The sequence below is a fragment of the Microtetraspora sp. NBRC 16547 genome (assembly GCF_030268965.1).
Classification (GTDB): domain Bacteria; phylum Actinomycetota; class Actinomycetes; order Streptosporangiales; family Streptosporangiaceae; genus Microtetraspora.
Genome location: NZ_BSSE01000013.1, coordinates 32,421 through 52,868, shown reverse-complemented (window position 1 = coordinate 52,868; position 20,448 = coordinate 32,421). Strand labels below are relative to the sequence as shown.

The 20,448-nt window shown below is 70.6% G+C and carries 16 protein-coding genes; 11 read left to right on the top strand and 5 right to left on the bottom strand.

Features of this window, described 5'->3' with window-relative positions:
- Positions 1–113 precede the first annotated feature (113 nt).
- Complete coding sequence (locus tag QSK17_RS18815) at positions 114–971, bottom strand: PAC2 family protein (protein ID WP_285706177.1); 858 nt, start codon at positions 969–971, stop codon at positions 114–116.
- A 196-nt stretch (positions 972–1,167) separates the two neighbouring features.
- On the opposite strand from QSK17_RS18815, the gene metH reads away from it, so the two are divergent.
- From metH to QSK17_RS18775, 8 genes are all read left to right on the top strand, one after another.
- Complete coding sequence (metH, locus tag QSK17_RS18810) at positions 1,168–4,632, top strand: methionine synthase (RefSeq protein WP_285706176.1); 3,465 nt, start codon at positions 1,168–1,170, stop codon at positions 4,630–4,632.
- A gap of 144 nt (positions 4,633–4,776) precedes the next feature.
- Entirely contained in the window at positions 4,777–5,418 is a 642-nt protein-coding gene (locus tag QSK17_RS18805) for an HAD family hydrolase (protein ID WP_285706175.1), read from the top strand.
- 217 nt (positions 5,419–5,635) lie between these two features.
- Positions 5,636–6,115 carry a cellulose synthase gene (locus tag QSK17_RS18800; RefSeq protein ID WP_285706174.1) on the top strand — a complete coding sequence of 160 codons (480 nt, stop codon included), beginning with the start codon at positions 5,636–5,638 and terminating at the stop codon, positions 6,113–6,115.
- Between the two features lie 351 nt (positions 6,116–6,466).
- Complete coding sequence (locus tag QSK17_RS18795) at positions 6,467–7,453, top strand: ABC transporter permease (protein WP_502889242.1); 987 nt, start codon at positions 6,467–6,469, stop codon at positions 7,451–7,453.
- Between the two features lie 50 nt (positions 7,454–7,503).
- Positions 7,504–9,276, top strand: coding sequence for an ABC transporter substrate-binding protein (locus QSK17_RS18790; RefSeq protein ID WP_285706172.1), 1,773 nt, complete (start codon positions 7,504–7,506; stop codon positions 9,274–9,276).
- Between the two features lie 77 nt (positions 9,277–9,353).
- A complete protein-coding gene (locus QSK17_RS18785) occupies positions 9,354–10,367 on the top strand; it encodes an ABC transporter permease (protein ID WP_285706171.1) in 1,014 nt (337 codons plus the stop codon).
- Positions 10,364–11,389, top strand: coding sequence for an ABC transporter ATP-binding protein (locus QSK17_RS18780; RefSeq protein ID WP_285706169.1), 1,026 nt, complete (start codon positions 10,364–10,366; stop codon positions 11,387–11,389). The genes QSK17_RS18785 and QSK17_RS18780 overlap by 4 nt, the downstream gene beginning before the upstream one ends.
- A 56-nt stretch (positions 11,390–11,445) precedes the next feature.
- The gene (locus tag QSK17_RS18775) at positions 11,446–12,495 is read left to right on the top strand and encodes an ABC transporter ATP-binding protein (RefSeq protein ID WP_285706325.1); all 1,050 of its coding nucleotides are present in this window, start codon (positions 11,446–11,448) and stop codon (positions 12,493–12,495) included.
- A 24-nt stretch (positions 12,496–12,519) separates the two neighbouring features.
- Here the strand turns inward: QSK17_RS18775 and QSK17_RS18770 are convergent, their stop codons facing one another.
- The 3 genes from QSK17_RS18770 to QSK17_RS18760 form a co-directional block, all read right to left on the bottom strand.
- Positions 12,520–13,203: a response regulator gene (locus tag QSK17_RS18770; RefSeq protein WP_285706168.1), complete on the bottom strand. Its 684-nt coding sequence runs from the start codon at positions 13,201–13,203 to the stop codon at positions 12,520–12,522.
- Positions 13,203–14,423 (bottom strand): sensor histidine kinase, encoded by a 1,221-nt coding sequence (locus QSK17_RS18765; protein WP_285706167.1) that lies wholly within the window; start codon positions 14,421–14,423, stop codon positions 13,203–13,205. The genes QSK17_RS18770 and QSK17_RS18765 overlap by 1 nt, the downstream gene beginning before the upstream one ends.
- Before the next feature lie 200 nt (positions 14,424–14,623).
- Positions 14,624–15,487 (bottom strand): RecB family exonuclease, encoded by an 864-nt coding sequence (locus tag QSK17_RS18760; protein ID WP_285706166.1) that lies wholly within the window; start codon positions 15,485–15,487, stop codon positions 14,624–14,626.
- 122 nt (positions 15,488–15,609) lie between these two features.
- Here QSK17_RS18760 and QSK17_RS18755 point away from each other — a divergent pair, with 122 nt between their 5' ends.
- Together QSK17_RS18755 and QSK17_RS18750 are read left to right on the top strand one after the other, a co-directional pair.
- Positions 15,610–16,740: a site-2 protease family protein gene (locus QSK17_RS18755; RefSeq protein ID WP_285706165.1), complete on the top strand. Its 1,131-nt coding sequence runs from the start codon at positions 15,610–15,612 to the stop codon at positions 16,738–16,740.
- 372 nt (positions 16,741–17,112) lie between these two features.
- On the top strand, positions 17,113–18,705 hold the full coding sequence (locus QSK17_RS18750; RefSeq protein ID WP_285706164.1) for an FHA domain-containing protein: 1,593 nt from the start codon (positions 17,113–17,115) through the stop codon (positions 18,703–18,705).
- 141 nt (positions 18,706–18,846) lie between these two features.
- Here the strand turns inward: QSK17_RS18750 and QSK17_RS18745 are convergent, their stop codons facing one another.
- On the bottom strand, positions 18,847–19,455 hold the full coding sequence (locus tag QSK17_RS18745) for a TetR/AcrR family transcriptional regulator (protein ID WP_285706162.1): 609 nt from the start codon (positions 19,453–19,455) through the stop codon (positions 18,847–18,849).
- A 58-nt stretch (positions 19,456–19,513) separates the two neighbouring features.
- Between QSK17_RS18745 and QSK17_RS18740 the strand changes: the two genes are divergently transcribed.
- Positions 19,514–20,422, top strand: coding sequence for a carbohydrate kinase family protein (locus tag QSK17_RS18740; protein WP_285706161.1), 909 nt, complete (start codon positions 19,514–19,516; stop codon positions 20,420–20,422).
- Positions 20,423–20,448: the final 26 nt, after the last annotated feature.

The window sequence follows — 20,448 nt, the reverse complement described above, 5'->3', positions numbered from 1 at the left end:
CGACACCACAACGAGATGCCCGTGCCGGGCGCGTTCCAATCTCTGTTAAATCCGTATTGCTCCGGTGGCACCGGCGGATCCGACATTTCACCGCCGGGGCGGCGATGCGGGGGTCAGCCGTCGGTGCCGCGGTCCCGGCGGCGCAGGTAGCGCTCGAACTCGGCCGCGATGGCGTCGCCGCTCGCCTCCGGCAGCTCGGTGGCGTCCTTGCGCTCCTCCAGCTCCCGGACGTACTCGGCGACCTCGCTGTCCTGGGCGGCCAGCTCGTCCACGCCGTGCTCCCATGCCCTGGCCTCCTCGGCGAGGTCGCCGTACGGCATCGGGATGTCGAGCATGTCCTCGATCCTGCGGAGCAGCGCCAGGGTGGCCTTGGGGTTCGGAGGCTGGGCGACGTAGTGCGGCACCGACGCCCACAGCGAGACGGTGCGCAGCCCGGCCGAGCCGAGGGAGTGCTGGAGCACGCCCACGATGCCGGTGGGGCCTTCGTACTTCGTCATTTCGAGGTTGAGCGCGCGGGCCATCCCGGGGTCGCTCACCGACCCCACGATCGGCACCGGCCTGGTGTGCGGCGAGTCGTTGAGCAGCGCGCCCAGCAGCACCGCCAGGTCCACACCGAGCTCGTGGCAGAGACCCACGACCTCCGAGCAGTAGGTGCGCCAGCGCATGTTCGGCTCGATGCCGCGCAGCAGCACGACGTCGCGCTCCGCGCCCGGCGGCCGGGCGAGGAGCAGCCGGGTCGTCGGCCAGGTGATCGACCGAGTCAGGCCGTCGTCGCCCAACTCGACGACCGGCCGGGCGACCTGGAAGTCGTAGTAGTCCTCCGCGTCCAGCTCGACCAGCGGAGTGGCCTTCCACTCCGCCTCGAGGTGCGCGAGCACACCGCTGGACGCCTCTCCCGCGTCGTTCCACCCTTCGAACGCGGCGATCAGCACCGGGTCGACGAGCTCAGGGAGCCCTTCGAGCTCGATCACGCGCCGCCTCCTCACTGGCCCACAGGGATATGGCCTTCCCCCAAAGACTATTCCGTAGGGGGCCTCCGGCGTCACCTACGCGCCCAACGATGATCGTCCGCCCCGGCCGGTCGGGGGAACCGGGCGAAGGCCGCTGATCGTTCTCATCGGACAACACGTTCGAAAGCGCCGACCCGTATCCGGATAGGCTTGGCGCATGACGAGTGGACCGTCCTTCCGCAGAGCCCTGTCCGAGCGTGTGCTGGTGGCCGACGGGGCGATGGGCACCATGCTGCAGTCCTACGATCCCACGATCGAGGACTTCCAGGGGCACGAGGGGTGCAACGACGTCCTCAATGTCAGCAGACCCGACATCGTCCGGGCCGTGCACGACGCCTACCTCGCGGTGGGCGTCGACTGTGTCGAGACCAACACCTTCAACGCCAACCGTGCCGCGCTCGGTGAATACGACATCGCCGATCGGATCTACGAGCTCTCCGAGGCCGGAGCGCGGCTCGCCCGCGAGCAGGCCGACCGGTGGTCCACCCCGGAGCACCCCCGGTTCGTACTCGGCTCGATGGGCCCGGGCACCAAGCTGCCCACGCTGGGGCACCTGCCGTACGCCACGCTGCGCGACGCCTACCGCGACAACGCGGCGGGCCTGATCGGCGGCGGAGCGGACGCGCTGATCATCGAGACCTGCCAGGACCTGCTCCAGGTCAAGGCCGCCGTCGTGGGCGCCAAGCGGGCCATCGAGGCGGCCGGGCGGGACGTGCCGATCATCGCCCAGGTGACGATCGAGACCAACGGCGCCATGCTCCTCGGCTCCGAGATCGGGGCCGCGCTGACCGCGATCGAGCCGCTCGGCGTCGACATGATCGGCCTCAACTGCGCCACCGGGCCGACCGAGATGAGCGAGCACCTGCGCTACCTGGCCAAGCACTGCCGGCTGCCGCTGTCCTGCATGCCCAACGCGGGCCTGCCGCAGCTCACCGCCGACGGCGCCTACTACCCGCTCAGCGCGGAGGAGCTCGCCGACGCGCACGAGGCGTTCACCCGCGACTACGGCCTCGCCCTGGTCGGCGGCTGCTGCGGCACCACCCCCGAGCACCTGCGCCAGGTCGTGGAGCGCGTCCGGGGCCGGCGGCGCGAGGCCAGGCGGCCCCGCCCCGAGGCCGGCGCCTCCTCGCTCTACCAGCACGTGCCGTTCCGCCAGGACACCTCCTTCCTCGCCATCGGCGAGCGGACCAACGCCAACGGCTCCAAGGCGTTCCGCGAGGCGATGCTCGCGGAGAACCACGAGGAGTGCGTCGAGATCGCCAGGGCGCAGGCCCGCGACGGCGCCCACCTGCTGGACCTGTGCGTCGACTACGTCGGCCGTGACGGCGTGAAGGACATGCGGGAGCTGGCGTTCCGGTTCGCCACCGCCTCCACGCTGCCGATCGTCATCGACTCCACCGAGCCCGCCGTCATCGAGGCCGGCCTGGAGATGCTCGGCGGCCGGGCGGTCATCAACTCGGTCAACTACGAGGACGGCGACGGCCCCGACTCGCGGTTCACCCGGATCATGCGGGTGGTCAGGGAGCACGGCGCGGCCGTCGTGGCGCTGACCATCGACGAGGAGGGCCAGGCCCGCACCACCGAGGCCAAGGTCAGGATCGCCGACCGCCTGATCGAGGACCTCGTCCACAACTGGGGCATGCGGGTCGAGGACATCATCGTCGACTGCCTCACGTTCCCGATCGGCACCGGGCAAGAGGAGACCCGCCGCGACGGCGTCGAGACCATCGAGGCGATCCGCGAGCTCAAGCGGCACCACCCGACCGTGCAGACCACGCTGGGCGTGTCCAATGTGTCGTTCGGCCTGAACCCGGCCGCGCGCATGGTGCTGAACTCCGTCTTCCTCAACGAGTGCGTCAACGCCGGGCTCGACTCGGCCATCGTGCACGCGTCCAAGATCCTGCCGATGTCGCGGATCCCCGACGAGCAGCGCCAGGTCGCGCTCGACATGATCTACGATCGGCGCCGCGAGGGCTACGACCCGCTGCAGCGGTTCATGGAGCTGTTCGAGGGCGTGGACGCCGCCGCGCTGAAGGCGGGCAAGGCGGCCGAGCTGGCCGGGCTCCCGCTGTGGGAGCGCCTCAAGCGCCGCATCATCGACGGTGAGAGGAAGGGCCTGGAGGCCGACCTGGACGAGGCGCTCGCCCAGCGGCCCGCCCTGGAGATCATCAACGACGTGCTGCTCGACGGCATGAAGACCGTCGGCGTCCTGTTCGGCTCCGGCGAGATGCAGTTGCCGTTCGTGCTCCAGTCGGCCGAGGTCATGAAGAACGCGGTCGCCTACCTGGAGCCCCACATGGAGCGCATGGAGGGGGTGGGCAAGGGGCGCATCGTCCTCGCCACCGTCAAGGGCGACGTGCACGACATCGGCAAGAACCTCGTGGACATCATCCTGTCCAACAACGGCTACGAGGTGGTCAACCTCGGCATCAAGCAGCCGGTGTCGGCGATCCTGGAGGCCGCCGAGGACAAGAAGGCCGATGTGATCGGCATGTCCGGACTTCTGGTGAAATCGACGGTCATCATGAAGGAGAACCTCGAGGAGATGAACTCCCGGGGGATCTCCGAGAAGTACCCCGTGCTCCTCGGCGGCGCCGCACTGACCCGGGCGTACGTCGAGCAGGACCTGGCCGACCTGTTCCAGGGCGAGGTCAGGTACGCCAGGGACGCCTTCGAGGGCCTGCGGCTGATGGACGCGTTCATGGCGGTCAAGCGGGGCGAGGTGGGCGCCGAGTTGCCCGCGCTGCGCACCCGCAGGGTCAAGACCGGCGCGGTTCTCACCCGCACCGCGGTCGAGGACCTGCCGGTCAGGTCCGATGTCGCGGCCGACAACCCCGTCCCCCGGGCGCCCTTCTTCGGTGACCGGGTGGTCAAGGGCATCCCGCTCGCCGACTACGCCGCCTTCCTCGACGAGCGTGCCACGTTCATGGGCCAGTGGGGCCTCAAGGCGGCGCGCGGCGGGGACGGGCCCTCCTACGAGGAGCTCGTCGAGCTGGAGGGACGCCCGCGGCTGCGCATGTGGCTGGACCGGCTGCAGACCGACGGGCTGCTGGAGGCCGCGGTCGCGTACGGCTACTTCCCGTGCGTCAGCGAGGGCGACAGCCTGATCATCCTCGACGACGCCGGCAACGAGCGGACCCGCTTCACGTTCCCGCGCCAGCGCCGCGACCGGCACCTGTGCCTGTCCGACTTCTTCAGGTCGCGCGACTCCGGCGAGGTCGACGTGGTCGCCTTCCAGGTGGCCACGATGGGCAACCGGATCAGCGAGGCCACCGCCGAGCTGTTCGCGAAGGACTCCTACCGCGACTACCTCGAACTCCACGGCCTGTCCGTCCAGCTCACCGAGGCGCTCGCCGAGTACTGGCACGCGCGCGTCCGCTCCGAGCTGGGGATCGGCGGTGACGAGTCCCTCGCCGACATGCTCAAGGTCAACATCACCGGGTGCCGATACTCCTTCGGCTATCCGGCCTGCCCGAACCTGGAGGACCAGGTTCAGCTCATGGAGCTGCTCGACCCCTCCCGCATCGGCGTGACGCTGTCGGAGGAGTTCCAGCTCCACCCCGAGCAGGCCACCTCCGCCCTGGTGGTCCACCACCCGGAGGCGAAGTACTTCAACGTCTGACGACCATCCCTCGCGTGATCATGTGACCGGGTCCGTATAGCATGGCTGACCTGCACACCCGTTGATCGTGATCTCGCGGGGGTCCCCCCGGCATGCGACGACGCGCCTCGATCACGCGGTACGGCGAAGCGGCAAGGGGGAAGCTTGGACGCGGTTCTCTTCGACATGGACGGACTGCTGGTCGACACCGAGAAGGTGTGGTTCGAGGTGGAGTCCGAGGTGGTGACCCGCCTCGGCGGCACATGGGGGCCCGAGCATCAGGAACAGCTCGTGGGCGGCTCGTGGGAGCGCAGCGTCGCCTACATGCTCGCGATGACCGGGACGGACGTGGCCCCGTCCCTCATCGGGGAGTGGCTGATCGACGGCATGGAGCGGCGCCTCGCGGACGGGGTCGTCACCATGCCGGGCGCCCTCGAACTGCTCCAGGCGATCACCGACGAGGGCGTGCCCATCGCGCTGGTCACCTCGTCGCTGCGGGTGATCGCCGATTCGGTGCTGAAGTCCATCGGCCGCGAGCACTTCGACGTCATCGTCACGGCGGACGACGTCACCTGGACCAAGCCGCATCCGGAGCCGTACCTGACGGCGGCGAGCCTGCTCTCCGCCGATCCGGCGCGCTGCGCGGTCCTGGAGGACTCCCCGAACGGCGTCGCCTCCGCGACGGCGGCGGGGTGCCGCGTGGTCGCGGTGCCCAGCCTGCTGGACATCGACCCCGCGCCCGGGCGGATCGTCGTGCCGTCGCTGCACCACGTGGATGTCGCCCTCCTGCGCGGACTCATCGGCTGACCGCCCGCGGAGCGGCTGCCGGGCGGGGATCGGCCGTTGGCTGCTCGCGGTTCGTCGCAGCTCCTGAGCGGTGGTCTCACCGGTCGTCTCGGGGAGGCGTCTCAGGGGTGCCGCGCCGCGATCTCAGGGGGATCTCAGGGCCTCTCGGTGATCTCGGCACGCTCGCCGGTGGGCGGAGCGTGCCAGGATGGAACGAACGCCATAAGAGGAGCATGTCATGTCCTTCACCGCCATCGCCTGGACGCCGCTGTGCGTCGGAATCACCGTCGTGGGGCTCGTGCTGAGCTACCTGGCGTTCCGCCGCCGGGGGCTGGCCGCCGGGCTGCGCGCCACGGCGTGGTCGTTGGTGCCGCTCGCCGCGCTGCTGACCGGGATCCTGGAGACGCTGTGGAACGTCGTCTCCACGCTGGTGTCCTTCGTGACCCGTCTGGTGCTGTCGCCCATGGTGTGGACGGGCATCGTCCTGGCCGGCCTGTCCGTCCTGCTCTTCGTCGTCTCCGGCGCGCTGCGCGGCCGCGCCATCTCGCGGGGCCGCAAGGCCGGCGCCACCACAGCGGACGCCTCCACGACGACCCCCGCCGGCGCCGCCCCGGCAGCGCCCGCCGGGAAGGCCAAGCCGGTCGAGCCCGCGAAGCCGGCCCAGGCGGACGACTTCTCCGACATCGAGGACATCCTCAAGCGGCGCGGCATCAGCTGACGCGCGTCTCGCGAAATCTCGGATAGTGGGAAATGTCACGGTTCCGAGACGTAACCGGAACGGGTCTCGAACATTCCCTTCAAGATCAGTACGAATAAGTTTCGCGTCAATCACAGTTGGGCCACATAGCTCCCGTATGGGCTTGTTTATGCAGTTCAGGACGTAGATTCTCCCTTCTGGGACCGGCGTGCCATCCGGGACCACGGGACAACGTCTGGAACCCAGGGGGCCGACACGCATGGCCGCGCGAAGCAGGGTCATCAATACGCACCGCACATTGGTCGTGGAGTCGACGCCGGGATTCGCCGTGAAGCGCGACGCGCTCTCGGCGGATGAGAACGGGGAGCTCCGGTGACCGCGCCGCTCGACGCGCCGGACAAGCCGGTGGACCCGGCGCCCGCCGCCGCCGGAGCGGGCGCCGCGGCCATCCAGGGCCGCTCACTGGGGCAGATCGCCTGGATGCGGTTGAAGCGCGACAAGGTCGCCATCGCCGGGGCGCTGGTCGTGATCTTCCTGATCCTGGTCGCCGTCTTCGCGCCCCTCATCGTCGGGGCGTTCGGGCAGGACCCGACCCAGTTCAACTCCGACCTCATCGACCCGTCGACCATGGCGCCGAAGGACGGCACGGGCATCAGCCCCGCCCACCTCTTCGGCCTCGAACCGCTCAACGGGCGGGACATCTTCAGCCGGGTCGTCTACGGCGCGCGGATCTCGCTGCTGATCGCGTTCCTCGCCACCCTGCTGTCGGTCGCCATCGGGACGCTTCTCGGCGTCACGGCGGGCTACTTCGGCGGTCTGGTCGACTCGATCATCAGCAAGACCATGGACGTCTTCCTCGCCTTCCCGCTGCTGGTGTTCGCCATCGCGCTGGCCGGCATCGTGCCGGACGAGGCGTTCGGCCTGACCGGCGACACTCTGCGCGTCGCGCTGCTGGTCTTCGTCATCGGCTTCTTCAACTGGCCGTACATCGGCCGGATCGTCCGCGGCCAGACGCTGTCCCTGCGCGAGCGCGAGTTCGTCGACGCGGCACGCAGCCTCGGCGCCCGCGGGCCGTACATCATCTTCCGCGAGATGCTGCCGAACCTGGTCGCGCCGATCCTGATCTACTCGACGCTGCTGATCCCCAGCAACGTGCTGTTCGAGGCGGCGCTGTCCTTCCTCGGGGTGGGCGTGCGTCCGCCGACCCCCACCTGGGGCGGCATGCTCTCGGACGCGGTGCGGTTCTACACGATCCCGCACTTCATGTTCTTCCCCGGCATGGCGATCTTCGTCACCGTACTGGCGTTCAACCTGTTCGGTGACGGCCTGAGGGACGCACTCGACCCGAAGGCCCGCTGACCCTCTCCCGATTCCCTGTTGTTCCCCGCTCCGAAACCAAGGGGTTGTAGATGAAGAGAAGAACCACGACGGGCGCGGCCGCCCTGGGCGCGGTGCTCGCCCTCGCGCTGTCCGCCTGCGGCGGCGGCTCGGGCACGACGCCGAAGGACTCGGCGCAGCCGGCCGCGGAGGAGGCGAAGGCGGAGTTCAACGCCGGCCTCACCGGGGTCGTCAACCCGTCGGACAAGAAGGGCGGTGTGCTCAAGTTCGCCAACGAGGGCGACTGGGACTCGCTCGACCCGGGTGACACGTACTACGGCTACTCCTGGAACTTCATCCGGCTCTACGGCCGCTCCCTGCTGATGTTCAAGTCGGCGGTGGGCAAGGAGGGCAACGAGCTCACGCCTGACCTGGCCGAGGGCATGGGCCAGCCGAGCGACGACGCCAAGACCTGGACGTACAAGCTCAAGCCCGGCGTCAAGTTCGAGGACGGCACGGCGATCACGTCCAAGGACGTCAAGTACGCCGTGCTGCGCTCGCTCGACAAGGAGGTGTTCCCCGACGGGTACACCTACTTCAACGACTTCCTGGACCTGCCGAAGGGCTACAAGGGTCCGTACAAGTCCAAGGGCGTCAACACGGACAAGGCGATCGAGACGCCGGACGACCAGACGATCGTCTTCCACCTCAAGCAGCCGCTGAGCAACTTCGACTACTTCGCCCAGCTTCCGGCGACCATCCCGGTCCCGGAGGCCAAGGACACCGGTGCGAAGTACCGCGAGCACGTGATCGCCTCCGGGCCGTACATGTTCGAGAAGAACGAGATCGGCAAGGGCTTCACGCTGGTCCGCAACCCCAACTGGGACCCGGCCACCGACCCGAACCGCAAGGCGCTCCCGGACGGCTTCGACGTCACGACCAACGTCAACGCCGACGACATCGACAACCGGGTCCTCTCCGGTGACCTCGACGTCGCGATTCTCGGAACCGGCGTCAAGCAGGCGGCCCTCGGCCGGGTCCTCGGCGACCCGGCGAACAAGGCCAACTCCGACAACCCGACGAGCACCCGCCTCTGGTACACGTCGATCAACGGCAACGTCCCGCCGCTGGACAACATCGACTGCCGCAAGGCCGTCCAGTACGCCGCGAACAAGGTGGACTACCAGACCGCCTTCGGCGGCGAGTTCGCCGGTGGTCAGATCGCGACCAGCCTGCTGCCGCCCGCGATCCCCGGTCACGAGGACTTCAACCTCTACCCGCCGGGCGCGGACAACAAGGGCGACCTGGACAAGGCGAAGGAGCACCTGACCGCCTGCGGCCACGCGGACGGGTTCGAGACCAACATCGCCTACCGCGCCGAGCGCCCGAACGAGAAGGCGGCCGCCGAGGCGCTGCAGCAGGCCCTGGGCCGGGTCGGCATCAAGCTGACCCTCAAGCCGTTCCCGCAGGCGGACTACTTCGCGCTGTACGCCGGCAAGCCGGGCTACGCGAAGGACAACAAGCTCGGTCTGGCCCAGAACGGCTGGATGTCGGACTGGCCCGACGGCTTCGGCTTCCTCGGCCAGATCGTCGACAGCCGCGTCATCCGTGACACCGGCGGCTCCTCGAACATCAGCGTCCGGGACCCCGAGGTCGACAAGATGCTCGACCAGGCGATGGCGGAGACCGACCAGGCCAAGCGCGACGCGCTCTGGACCGCGATCGACAAGAAGGTCATGGAGGACGCCTTCATCCTTCCCGGCATCTGGACGAAGAGCCTGATCGTCCGCAGCAAGAACGCGACGAACATCTTCGTGAACGACGCGTACGGCATGTACGACTACCTGGGCCTCGGCGTCAAGTAGTCGCGTAACCGATCCGACACACCTGAGCACGGCAAGGGGGCCGGTCCGCGCGACCGGCCCCCGGAGCCGGGGGGATTGTGGCCACATACATCATCAGGCGACTGATCTGGGCGGCCGTGATGCTCACCATCGTGAGCATCATCACGTTCGCCATTTTCTTCCTGGTGCCGCGCCTGGCGGGCGCGACGCCGGAGAGCCTCGCCACGCGTTACGTCGGCCGTACCGCCACCGCCGAGCAAGTGAAGATCGCCGCCGAGAAGCTCGGCTTCAACGATCCCCTGGTCGTGCAGTACGGACGGTTCGCCAAGGGCATCGTCGCGGGCGCGGACTACGACTACGGCCCGGGCGTGGAGCACTGCCCCGCCCCGTGCTTCGGCTACTCCTTCCTCACCCGGCTGCCGGTCTGGCCGGACCTGCTCGACCGCCTACCGGTGACGATGTCGCTGGCGATCGGCGCCGCGATCCTCTGGGTCCTCGCGGGCGTGGCGACCGGTGTGGTCTCCGCCCTCAGACGGGGCAGCTTCTTCGACCGCGCGGCGATGACGATCGCGCTCGGCGGCGTCTCGCTCCCGATCTTCTTCACCGGCATGGTCTCTCTGGTGATCTTCAGCTACGGTCTCGGCATCACCGCGCCGGGCGGCAGCTTCACCCCGTTCCTCGACGACCCCGCGGCCTGGGCGTACAGCCTGATCCTGCCGTGGATCACCCTGGCCTTCCTGTACGCCGCGGGATACGCGCGGCTCACTCGGGCCGGGATGCTGGAGACGATGAGCGAGGACTACATCCGCACGGCCCGGGCCAAGGGGCTGACCGAGCGCACGGTGGTGCTCAAGCACGGCCTGCGTGCCGCGCTCACCCCGATCCTGACGATCTTCGGTCTCGACGTCGGCCTTCTCCTGGGCGGAGCCGTGCTCACCGAGAGCACCTACTCCCTGCCCGGCATGGGCAAGTACGCCATCGACGCCATCACGAACCAGGACCTGCCCAAGGTCATGGGCGTGGTCCTGTTCGCCGCGTTCTTCGTCGTCGTGGCGAACCTGATCGTCGACCTGCTGTACGCCGTGGTCGACCCGAGGGTGAGGCTCGCGTGACCTTCCTGGAACTGAAGGATCTGCGGATCCACTTCCCGACCGACGACGGCCTGGTCAAGTCCGTCGACGGGCTCTCGTTCAGCCTTGAGCGGGGTAAGACCCTCGGCATCGTCGGGGAGTCCGGCTCGGGCAAGAGCGTCACCAGCCTCGGCATCCTCGGCCTGCACAAGGGTGGCCGAGCCAGGATCTCGGGTGAGATCTGGCTGGACGGCGAGGAACTCGTCAGCGCGAGCGCCGAGCACGTGCGGACCCTGCGCGGCAAGAAGATGGCGATGATCTTCCAGGATCCGCTGTCCGCGATGCACCCGTTCTACACGGTCGGCGCGCAGATCATCGAGGCGTACCGGATCCACCACAAGGTGAGCAAGAGCGTCGCGCGCAAGCACGCGATCGAGATGCTCGACCGGGTCGGCATCCCGCAGCCCGACCGGCGGGTGGACAGCTACCCGCACGAGTTCTCCGGCGGCATGCGCCAGCGCGCGATGATCGCGATGGCGCTGAGCTGCGACCCCGAGCTGCTGATCGCCGACGAGCCCACGACGGCTCTCGACGTGACCGTGCAGGCCCAGATCCTCGACCTGATGCGCGACCTGCAGCGCGACTTCAACGCCGCGCTGATCATCATCACGCACGACCTGGGCGTGGTCGCCGAGCTGTCGGACGACATCCTCGTGATGTACGCCGGAAAGGCCATCGAATACGGCACGTCCGAGGACATCTTCGAGCGGCCGGAACACCCGTACACCTGGGGTCTCCTGGGCTCGATGCCCCGGCTGGACCGGGAGCGGACCGAGCGCCTCATGCCGATCAAGGGCACACCGCCCTCGCTGATCAACGTGCCGCAGGGATGCGCCTTCCACCCGCGCTGCACGTACGGCGACCGCACCGGCGGCAAGTCCACCACCGAGGTGCCGACGCTCCTGGAGAGCGAGGGCGGCCACCTGGTGCGCTGCCACCTGTCCGGGGATGTCCGGCGCTCCATCTGGGAGAACGAGATCAAGCCCAACCTGGAGGCGCCGTGACGGACTCCCTGCTGAGCGTGCAGAACCTGCAGAAGCACTTCCCGATCACCAAGGGGATGCTCAAACGGCAGGTCGGGGCGGTCAAGGCCGTGGACGGCGTCAGCTTCGACGTCGTCAAGGGCGAGACCCTCGGCCTGGTGGGCGAGTCGGGCTGCGGCAAGACGACGACCGGGCGGCTGATCACCCGGCTGATCGAGCCGACCGGCGGGAAGATCGTCTTCGATGGCCACGACATCACCCACATGTCGCAGGGGCGGATCCGCCCGCTCCGCCGCGACATCCAGATGATCTTTCAGGACCCCTACAGCTCGCTGAACCCCCGGCACACCGTGGGCGCCATCGTCGGCGCGCCGTTCCGGATCCAGGGGGTCCAGACCGAGCAGGGCACCAAGAAGGCGGTCCAGGAGATCCTGGAGCTGGTCGGGCTGAACCCGGAGCACTACAACCGGTACCCGCACGAGTTCTCCGGCGGCCAGCGCCAGCGCATCGGCATCGCCCGCACCCTCGCGCTCAAGCCGAAGCTCATCATCGCCGACGAGCCGGTGTCCGCGCTCGACGTGTCGATCCAGGCCCAGGTGGTCAACCTCCTGGAGGACCTGCAGAACGAGCTCGACCTCACCTACGTGGTGATCGCGCACGACCTGTCCGTGGTCCGGCACATCAGCGACCGCGTCGCGGTGATGTACCTCGGCAAGATCGTCGAGCTGGCCGACCGCAAGAGCCTGTACGAGTCGCCGATGCACCCGTACACCAACGCGCTCCTGTCGGCGGTGCCGATCCCGGACCCGAAGCGGCGCAAGGACCGCGAGCGCATCCGGCTGCAGGGCGACGTGCCCTCGCCGCTCAACCCGCCGCCGGCCTGCCGCTTCCACACCCGCTGCTGGAAGGCGCAGGAGATCTGCTCGCAGGTCGAGCCGCCGCTGCTGGCACTCGCGACCGGCCACCAGGTGGCCTGCCACTTCCCGGAGAACGCGCCCGCGTCCGGGGACGTCGCCGTGACCGGTGCCGGCGCGGTGACCGCGGAGGGCGCCCTGCAGGCGGGCGGGGCCGGAGACGCCGCGCCGGGGGAGGGCCCGGCGGGAAAGGGTACGGCGTCGGCGTCGTGACGCGCGATCAGGCCGGGCGGCCCGTCAGGAGCGGGCCCCCGGCGTGATCAGGCCGGTCTCGTAGGCCAGGACCACGGCCTGCACCCGGTCGCGCAGGGACAGCTTGGTCAGCACGTTTCCGACGTGCGTCTTCACGGTGGTCTCGCTGACCACGAGCTTCGCCGCGATCTCGGCGTTCGACATGCCCTTGGCGATGAGCTGGAGCACCTCCAGCTCACGCTCGGTCAGCCGGTCCAGCCGGGCCGGGATCGCGCGCTCCTGCGCCGACGGCAGCCGGGTGGCGAACCGGTCGAGGAGCCGCCGCGTGACGCCCGGCGCGACGATCGCGTCCCCCGCCGCGACCACCCGGATGGCCTGGACCAGGTCGTCGGGCGGTACGTCCTTCAGCAGGAAGCCGCTCGCACCGGCGCGCAGCGCCTCCACGATGTACTCGTCCAGGTCGAACGTGGTCAGCACGAGGACCTTCGGCACGTGCGCGCTGGCGGCCGCCTCCCTGACGATGCGGCGGGTCGCCTCGATGCCGTCCATGCCCGGCATGCGGACGTCCATGAGGACGACGTCGGGCAGGAGCGCCCGGGACTGCTCCATCGCCATCGCGCCGTCACCCGCCTCGCCGACCACGGTGACGTCCTGCTCGGCCTCAAGGATGAAGCGGAATCCGGTACGCAGCAACGGCTGGTCGTCCACCAGCAGCACTCTGATGGGCATCATCTGTCCTTGAGGGGGAAACGGGCGCTGACCTCGAACCCGCCCCCGTCGCGGGGACCGATCCGCAGGACTCCACCATAAAGGGCGACACGCTCCTTGATGCCCACGAGACCGTGCCCGGTGCGGTTCGGCTGCCGCGTTTCCGCCGCCGGGCCGCGCCCGTCGTCCTCCACGTGGACCAGCAGCTCGCCGCCCTCCCGGCGTACGGTGACCCACGCCCGGGCGGCCGGACCGGCGTGCCTGAGGCTGTTGGTGAGCGCCTCCTGGATGAGGCGGTAGGCGGCGAGGTCCACGCCCGGCGGGAGCGCCCGCTCCGCACCGTCGCCGTCCTCGACGCTCAGCTGGGTGCGCAGGCCGGCCTCACGCATCTGGTCGACCAGGACGGGCACGTCCTGCACGCCGGGCTGCGGCCCGAGCTCCGCCGGGCCGTCGGTGCGCAGCACTCCCACGATGTTGCGCATCTCGGCCATCGCCGTACGGCCCATCTCCTCGATGGCGGTCAGCGCGTCCCGCGCCACGTCCGGCTTGACGGCCAGCATCTTGCGCGCGGCGGCCGCCTGCACGGTCATGACACTGACGTGGTGCGCCACGACGTCGTGCAGCTCACGGGCGATGCGGGACCGCTCCTCGGCCCTGGCGGCCCGGGTGTCGGCCTCCCGCGCGCGCTCCAGCCGGTCGGTCCGGTCCACCAGCTCGGCCAGATAGGCGCGGCGCAGCCGTACGCCGCGGCCGCCCGTCCAGCAGAGCATGGAGAGCACGACGGCGATGACGTGATCCGTCCACGAGAGCGGCTGGGCGCTCAGCAGGGCGCCCACGGCGTACCCGAGGCCGGTGACGGCCAGGGCGAGCAGGCTGAGCGCGTGGCCGCGATGCGCGGCCACGGAGTAGAGGAGGACGAGCGCGGCGACGCCGCTCAGGCCGGGACTGTAGTCCAGCGCGTGGAGTGCCAGATCGGGCAGCGTGGTGACCGCGAGCACGACCAGCGGGCAGCGGCGGCGCAACGCCACCGGCAGCGCGCACAGCGCGGCCAGGGCGAGACTGAGCGCGTCGGGGGCGCGCATCTCCACGGAGGTCACGCCCTGCCAGCGCGCCGCGGTCTCGGCGTCCACGAGAAGGATGAAGAGGAGCGACGCCACGGTCAGGGCCACCGCGAGAGCCGAGTCGGTGATCAGCTCGTGGGATCGGATCCGGGATCTCGGATCGGCGGTGGTGGCGCGCACGGATCCAAATCTACGGAGCCAACCTGGGAGTCCGGCCCTGCCGGGGGCGGATATGGAGCTCGTCCGAACGGATGAGCCGGAACGGAGGCCGTCGTGCCACCGTCACGACCTCCGGCCATCCCTCACAACATCCCGGCCACCGTCACGACCTCCGGCCACCGTCACGATTTCCCGGCCACCGTCAACCGGGACCGCGTCCGTCACAGCTCGTCGCTGGCCGCCCGGTGGCTGCTCCTGCGCGAGCCGAGCCCCGGCTCCCGATCGGGGACGGGCGGGGGAGTGCCGCCGAACTCGGGGCACAGCGCCTGGTGGTCGCACCAGTCGCACAGCCGCGAGCGCCTGGCCCGCCACTCCCGCGACCGCAGCGAGCGCTCGATCGCCTCCCAGAGCGCCTGGACCTTGCGCTCGGTGGCCCGCAGGTCGGCCTCGTCGGGGACATACCGGATGATCTCGCCGTTGCCGAGGTACATCAGCTGGAGCATCCGCGGCACGTTCCCGTGCAGCCGCCACAGCGCGAGGGCGTAGAACTTCATCTGGAACAGCGCCTTGGCCTCGAACTCGGGCCCGGGCGCGCTGCCCGTCTTGTAGTCGACGACCCGGACCTCGCCGGTGGGCGCGACGTCGAGCCGGTCGATGTAGCCCCGCAGCAGCAGCCCGCTGTCCAGCACCGCTTCGACGTACATCTCCCGCTCGGCGGGCTCCAGGCGGCGCGGGTCCTCCAGCGTGAAGTAGCGGTCGACCATCCCTCTGGCCTGCGTGAGCCAGCGGTCCCGCTCGTCGTCGTCGGCGAACAGCCCGGCGTACTCCGGCTCCTCCTCGAGCAGCCGCCGCCACTGCGGCTCGAGCAGCTCCTGCGCGGCGGCCACCGTGCGCGCCTCGGCGGGCAGGTCGTACAGCCGCTCCAGGACGGCGTGCACGAGCGTGCCGCGGACCGCCGCGGCGGAGGGCCGCTCGGGCAGCTGGTCGATCACCCTGAACCTGTAGAGCAGCGGACATGTCATGAAGTCGCCGGCACGGGAAGGGGAAAGGGCGCCGATGATCGCGCGCTCTTCGGTGAGGGCCATGTCCCGCACTGTAGGCCACCGAGCCGACAGAACCCCTCCCAGCGCCGGTACGCCCGCCTTCAGGGTGGCCTGGACTCACCTCCCGGCGCGTACCATCAAGGCCAAGGAGGGAAGACGACCCCATGAGTACCCCTGTGAATGGCTCGCCCGGACTGCGGATGGGCCGGCCGTTCGGCATCCCGGTCTACGTCTCGCCGACCTGGCTCATCGTGGCCGCCTTCATCACCTGGACCGCCGAACCGGTGTTCGCGGGGTACCTCCCGGGATTCGGCCGGCCCGCCACGTACGTGGTGGCCCTGGTCTTCGCCGTGCTCCTCTACCTGTCGGTGCTCGCGCACGAGCTGGCCCACTGCGTGGTCGCCAAGCGCTACGGCTACCCCGTACGCCGGATCGTGCTCTACATGCTCGGCGGCGTCTCGGAGATCGAGCGCGAGCCGGACACCCCCGGGCGCGAGTTCTTCGTCGCGGCGGCCGGCCCGGCCCTCTCGCTGGGCCTCGGCGCGGTGGGCTACGTCCTGCACACGTTCGTCGTGCCGGCCGAGGGGCTCGTCAACGTGCTGATCTTCCAGCTCACCTGGGCGAACCTGATCGTCGGGATCTTCAACCTGGTGCCCGGCCTGCCGCTCGACGGCGGGCGCATCCTGCGCGCCGGGGTGTGGAAGGTCACGAAGAACTCCGGGAGCGGCACCGTCGCCGCCGCGTGGGTCGGCCGCGGGCTCGCGGTGGTCATGATCACGTGGCCGATCCTCACGTCGGTGATGACCGGGCAGGCCATCGACGTGTCCCTGATGATCTGGTCGGTCATCCTGGCGTCGTTCATCTGGGCCGGCGCCACCCAGTCGCTGCGGGTGGCCCGGGTCCGCGCCCGCCTTCCCCAGCTCCGCGCGCGGACCCTCGCCCGCAGGGCGGTGCCGGTGACCGCGGAGGTGCCGCTGTCGGAGGCGTTGCGCCGGGCGAGGGACGCGGGCGCCGGGGCGATGGTCGTGGTGGACCACGAGAGCCGCCCGGTCGCCATCGTCAACGATGCCGCGGTGAGCGCCACCCCCGAGCACCGCAGGCCGTGGGTGAACGTCGGGTCCCTCGCCCGCACCCTGGAACCGTCCCTGGTCCTCGGCGCCGACCTCGAAGGCGAGCCGCTGCTCGACGCCATGCGCGGCACCCCCTCGGGGGAGTACCTCCTGGTCGAGCGGGGCGGGGAGATCTACGGCGTGCTCGTCACCGCCGACGTGAACCGCGTGTTCTCCGGAGTCTGAGGACGTGATGCGGATATGGCGCCCTCCCCACTCGTCTAGCGGGGCCCCCTGGGACTAGTGTTCTGATCGAACTGATCAGGAGCGTGCAGTGGCCAGCCCCCCGAGTGTCGGCGAACCGACCCACGAGCCGTCCGCGGCCGGTGCCGCGGCGGCACGTACGGGCGCGGACCGGGCGGCGGCCCGGCCGGGGCTCTCCGGGGGCGCGCGGCCCCGAGAAGGCCGCATAGCATTCTTTTTGCTACGTTCTGGGGTGATCGACCTGGTGTCGCCTACGGTCACGTTCCGGGCCCGCCCGCCGCGGACGGATGTCCCGGTGAGCGCGCCGATGCCGGTGCCGTTCATCTGGTGGGGTTTCCGGAAAGGGAGAGTTCTGTGACGGAACAGGGCGTGGGAGTGGTCCGCCCGCTGCCGGGAGAGGGCGTCGTCGCCCATCTCAACGGCCTGCTGCTGGTCTGCGGAGCCGTGGACCAGCCGGTCGAGGACCTGCTCGCGGCGCTGCGGGAGACCGCGGCCTCGGGCGGGGACGGCCGGGCGCTGGCCCGCCGGGTCGCCCAGGTCCTGGCCGGGACGATGGACCGGGCGATGGGCGAGCCGGTCGCGTGCGCGGTCGCCGGGCCGACCGCGGGCGGCGTCGCGGTCCTGGTCAGCGGCGCCGCGGAGGCCACCGTGTGGGGCGGGCCTGACGGGGACGTCCATCTCGCCGGGCGTGACGCGCTCACCTGGACCGACCGCCTGGTCAGGGGCCCCGTGACGAGGATCGAGCTGCGCCTGCCCGGCGCCGGCCCCTCCAGCCCCTACGCGCGGCTCGACGGCGGCGTGGTGGCCGGCGCGGGCGTGGTCCAGGACTTCACCGAGACGGGCGGGATCGTGTTCCCCCCGCCGCCGCCCCAGAGGCATCCGATGCCGGGCCCGCCGGTCCTGCCGGCGGAGCCGATCGCGGCGCGCGAGCCCGTCGTGCCGCCGCCCACTCCTTTCGTTCCCATGGAGCCGCCGTTCCCGCCGGGTGAGCCGCACAAGGAGCCCGGCCAGGTCCCCGCGCCGCCTTTCCCCCGGGTGGAGCCGGAGCGCGACTCGGGGCCGTTCGACCTGCCGCCGCTGCCCGGGCCGTCACCGGAGCCGCCGCACTATCCCGCCTCGCCGTACGAACCGCATCCGTACCCCGCGCCCCCGGCCGATTCGGTTCCCCCTCCGGCGCCGCCGGCGGAGTCGCTGCCGTATCCCGCGCCGCCCCTGTCCGGGCCGGTCGCGGACCCCGTCTCCGGCCCGCCGTCGGGTCCGATCTCCGGCCCGATCCCAGGCCCGATCGCCGATCCGGTGCTCGGCCACGTCACCGGGCCGCAGCCGGAGCCGGAATTCGCGGGCGGTTGGGAGGACGACGCGCCGCCCGCGCGCGACGCCGGGCCGTTCGAGCCGTTCCCGAGCTCGCCCGCCTCCGACGAGGAGCCGGGGGAGGCGACCCAGCTCGACTCGACGCCGTCCTCCGAGCCGCTGCCCATGGTCTACGGAGTCGACTGCAACAACGACCACTTCAACGACCCGCGCGCCCAGTTCTGCGCGGTCTGCGGCGTTCCCATCGCCGCGCACGTGCTCGTGCCGTACAAGGGGACGCGGCCGTCGCTCGGCGTGCTGCTGCTCGACGACGGCGTCACCCTGTCCCTCGACGCCGACTACGTGCTGGGGCGTGACCCCGAGCGGGCACCGGAGGCGCAGTCGGGAGAGGCCAGGCCGGCCCGGGTGACCAGCCCCGACGGCTCGGTGTCGCGGCGTCACCTGCGGGTCGCGCTGGACGGGTGGGACGTCACGCTCGTGGACCTCGGCTCGGTCAACGGGACGCAGATCCAGCCGCCCGGCGACCCGAACTTCTATGACATCCCGCCGAACGAGGTCGTCGCCATCGCCCCGGGCACGACCGTGCGGATCGGGGTCTCCCGCACGATGCGCTACGAGCCGCACCGTACGGCCTGACCCCGGCCTGACCCGGGCCCGATCACGGCCCGATCGCGGCCCGATCACGCCTGACCTTCGCCGGGGGCCCGGAGCGCGGGCCCCTCGGCGGCGGCCCGCCCGCCGCCGCCATCCGCGCTCCCGGAGCCCCGTAGGACGGCCCTACAACGAGGCGGCGAGCCGGTCCAGCTCGCGCAGAATGAGGCGTTCGAGGCGCTCCGGCGTCATCCGGTCGGGATACAGGAGCCGGTGTGCGCTGAGCCCGTCGACCAGCGCCAGCAGCCGCTCCGTCACGTCGTCGAGGTCCTCACCGAGGTCCCCTGGCACGGCGATCTCCCCGGCCTCGGCGGCCGACTGGAGCAGGCTGCGCACGAGATAGCGCAGCTCGGCGGCGTCCTCCCGCTGGAGGGCGAGGAGCGCGGGACTGCTCAGGCCGCGGCCCCAGAACCCCACTTCGAGCCCGGTCTCCGCGGCGCGCTCCTCGTCGAGGGGCAGGTTGTCCAGCAGCACCTCGCGCAGCGCGGCGAGCCCGGTGAGCCCGGTGAGCCGGTCCTTCAGCCGGTTCGCGATGCGGCGGTGCGAGTCGCGCAGAGCCGACAGCAGGATGTCGTCCTTGTCGGCGAAATAGTGCGTGAGCACGCCGTTGGAGTAGCCCGCCTCCTTGGCGATCGCGCGGGTGGTCGCGCCCTCGACGCCGTCGCGCAGGATGACCCGCCGGGCCGCCGCCATCACCTCGTCCCGCCGCTCGCCATGATCCACGATCTTCGGCATGACGGATCCCCCTTCGTCTGTTGACATTTTAGTCGGACGTCCGTCTATTATCCCGGGCATGACCGTCGTCACCCTCGGCGTCCACATCGTGGACGTGCTGGCCCGCCCGGTGGAGTCGATCCCGGAGGGCCAGGACACCCATCTGCTCGAACAGATCCGTATCACGGCCGCGGGGGCCGCCGCGGGCACCGCGGTCGATCTGGCGAAGATCGGCCTTCCGGTGGCGTCCGCGGGGGCCGTGGGCGATGATGAGCTCGGCGACTTCCTGATCATGATCATGGCGCGGCACGGCGTCGACGTCACCGGAGTCGTCCGCAAGCCCGGCGAGCAGACCGCCGCGTCCATCCTGCCGATCCGGCCGGATGGCGGCCGCCCCTCGTTCCACGTGCCCGGGGCGAACCTCGGGCTCTCCCTGGCCGACCTCGACAAGGCGCGGATCACCGGGGCGTCCGCGCTCCACCTCGGCGGTATGGACGTCACCTGGGGGCTGCACGATCCCGCGTTCTTCGCCCTGCTGGACGAGGCCCGCGCCGGCGGCACGGTGGTCACCATGGACCTGCTGTCCAACATGCCCGATCTCGTCGCCGGGGCGAGGACCTTCCTGCCGCACGTGGACCACGTGCTGCCCAACGAGGAGCAGGCCCTCATGCTGACCGGCGCGGACAGCGTCGAGGAGGCCGCCGCCGCGCTGCTCGGCGAGGGCGTGGCGAGCGTGGTGGTCACGCTCGGCGGCGAGGGCAGTCTGGTGGCCACCTCCGGCGGCCACACCAGGATCCCCGCGCTCGACGTACCGGTGGTCGACACCACGGGCTGCGGCGACGCGTACTGCGCGGGCTTCATCGCCGGCCTGCTCGACGGCCGTGACGTCGTCGGCGCCGCCCGGCTCGGCACGGCCGTCGCCGCCAGGGTCGCGGGCGGGCTGGGCAGCGACGCCGGCCTCGACGGCCTCGACCCGGCCACCCTGTGACCACTCCCGACAGGACGAAGGAGATC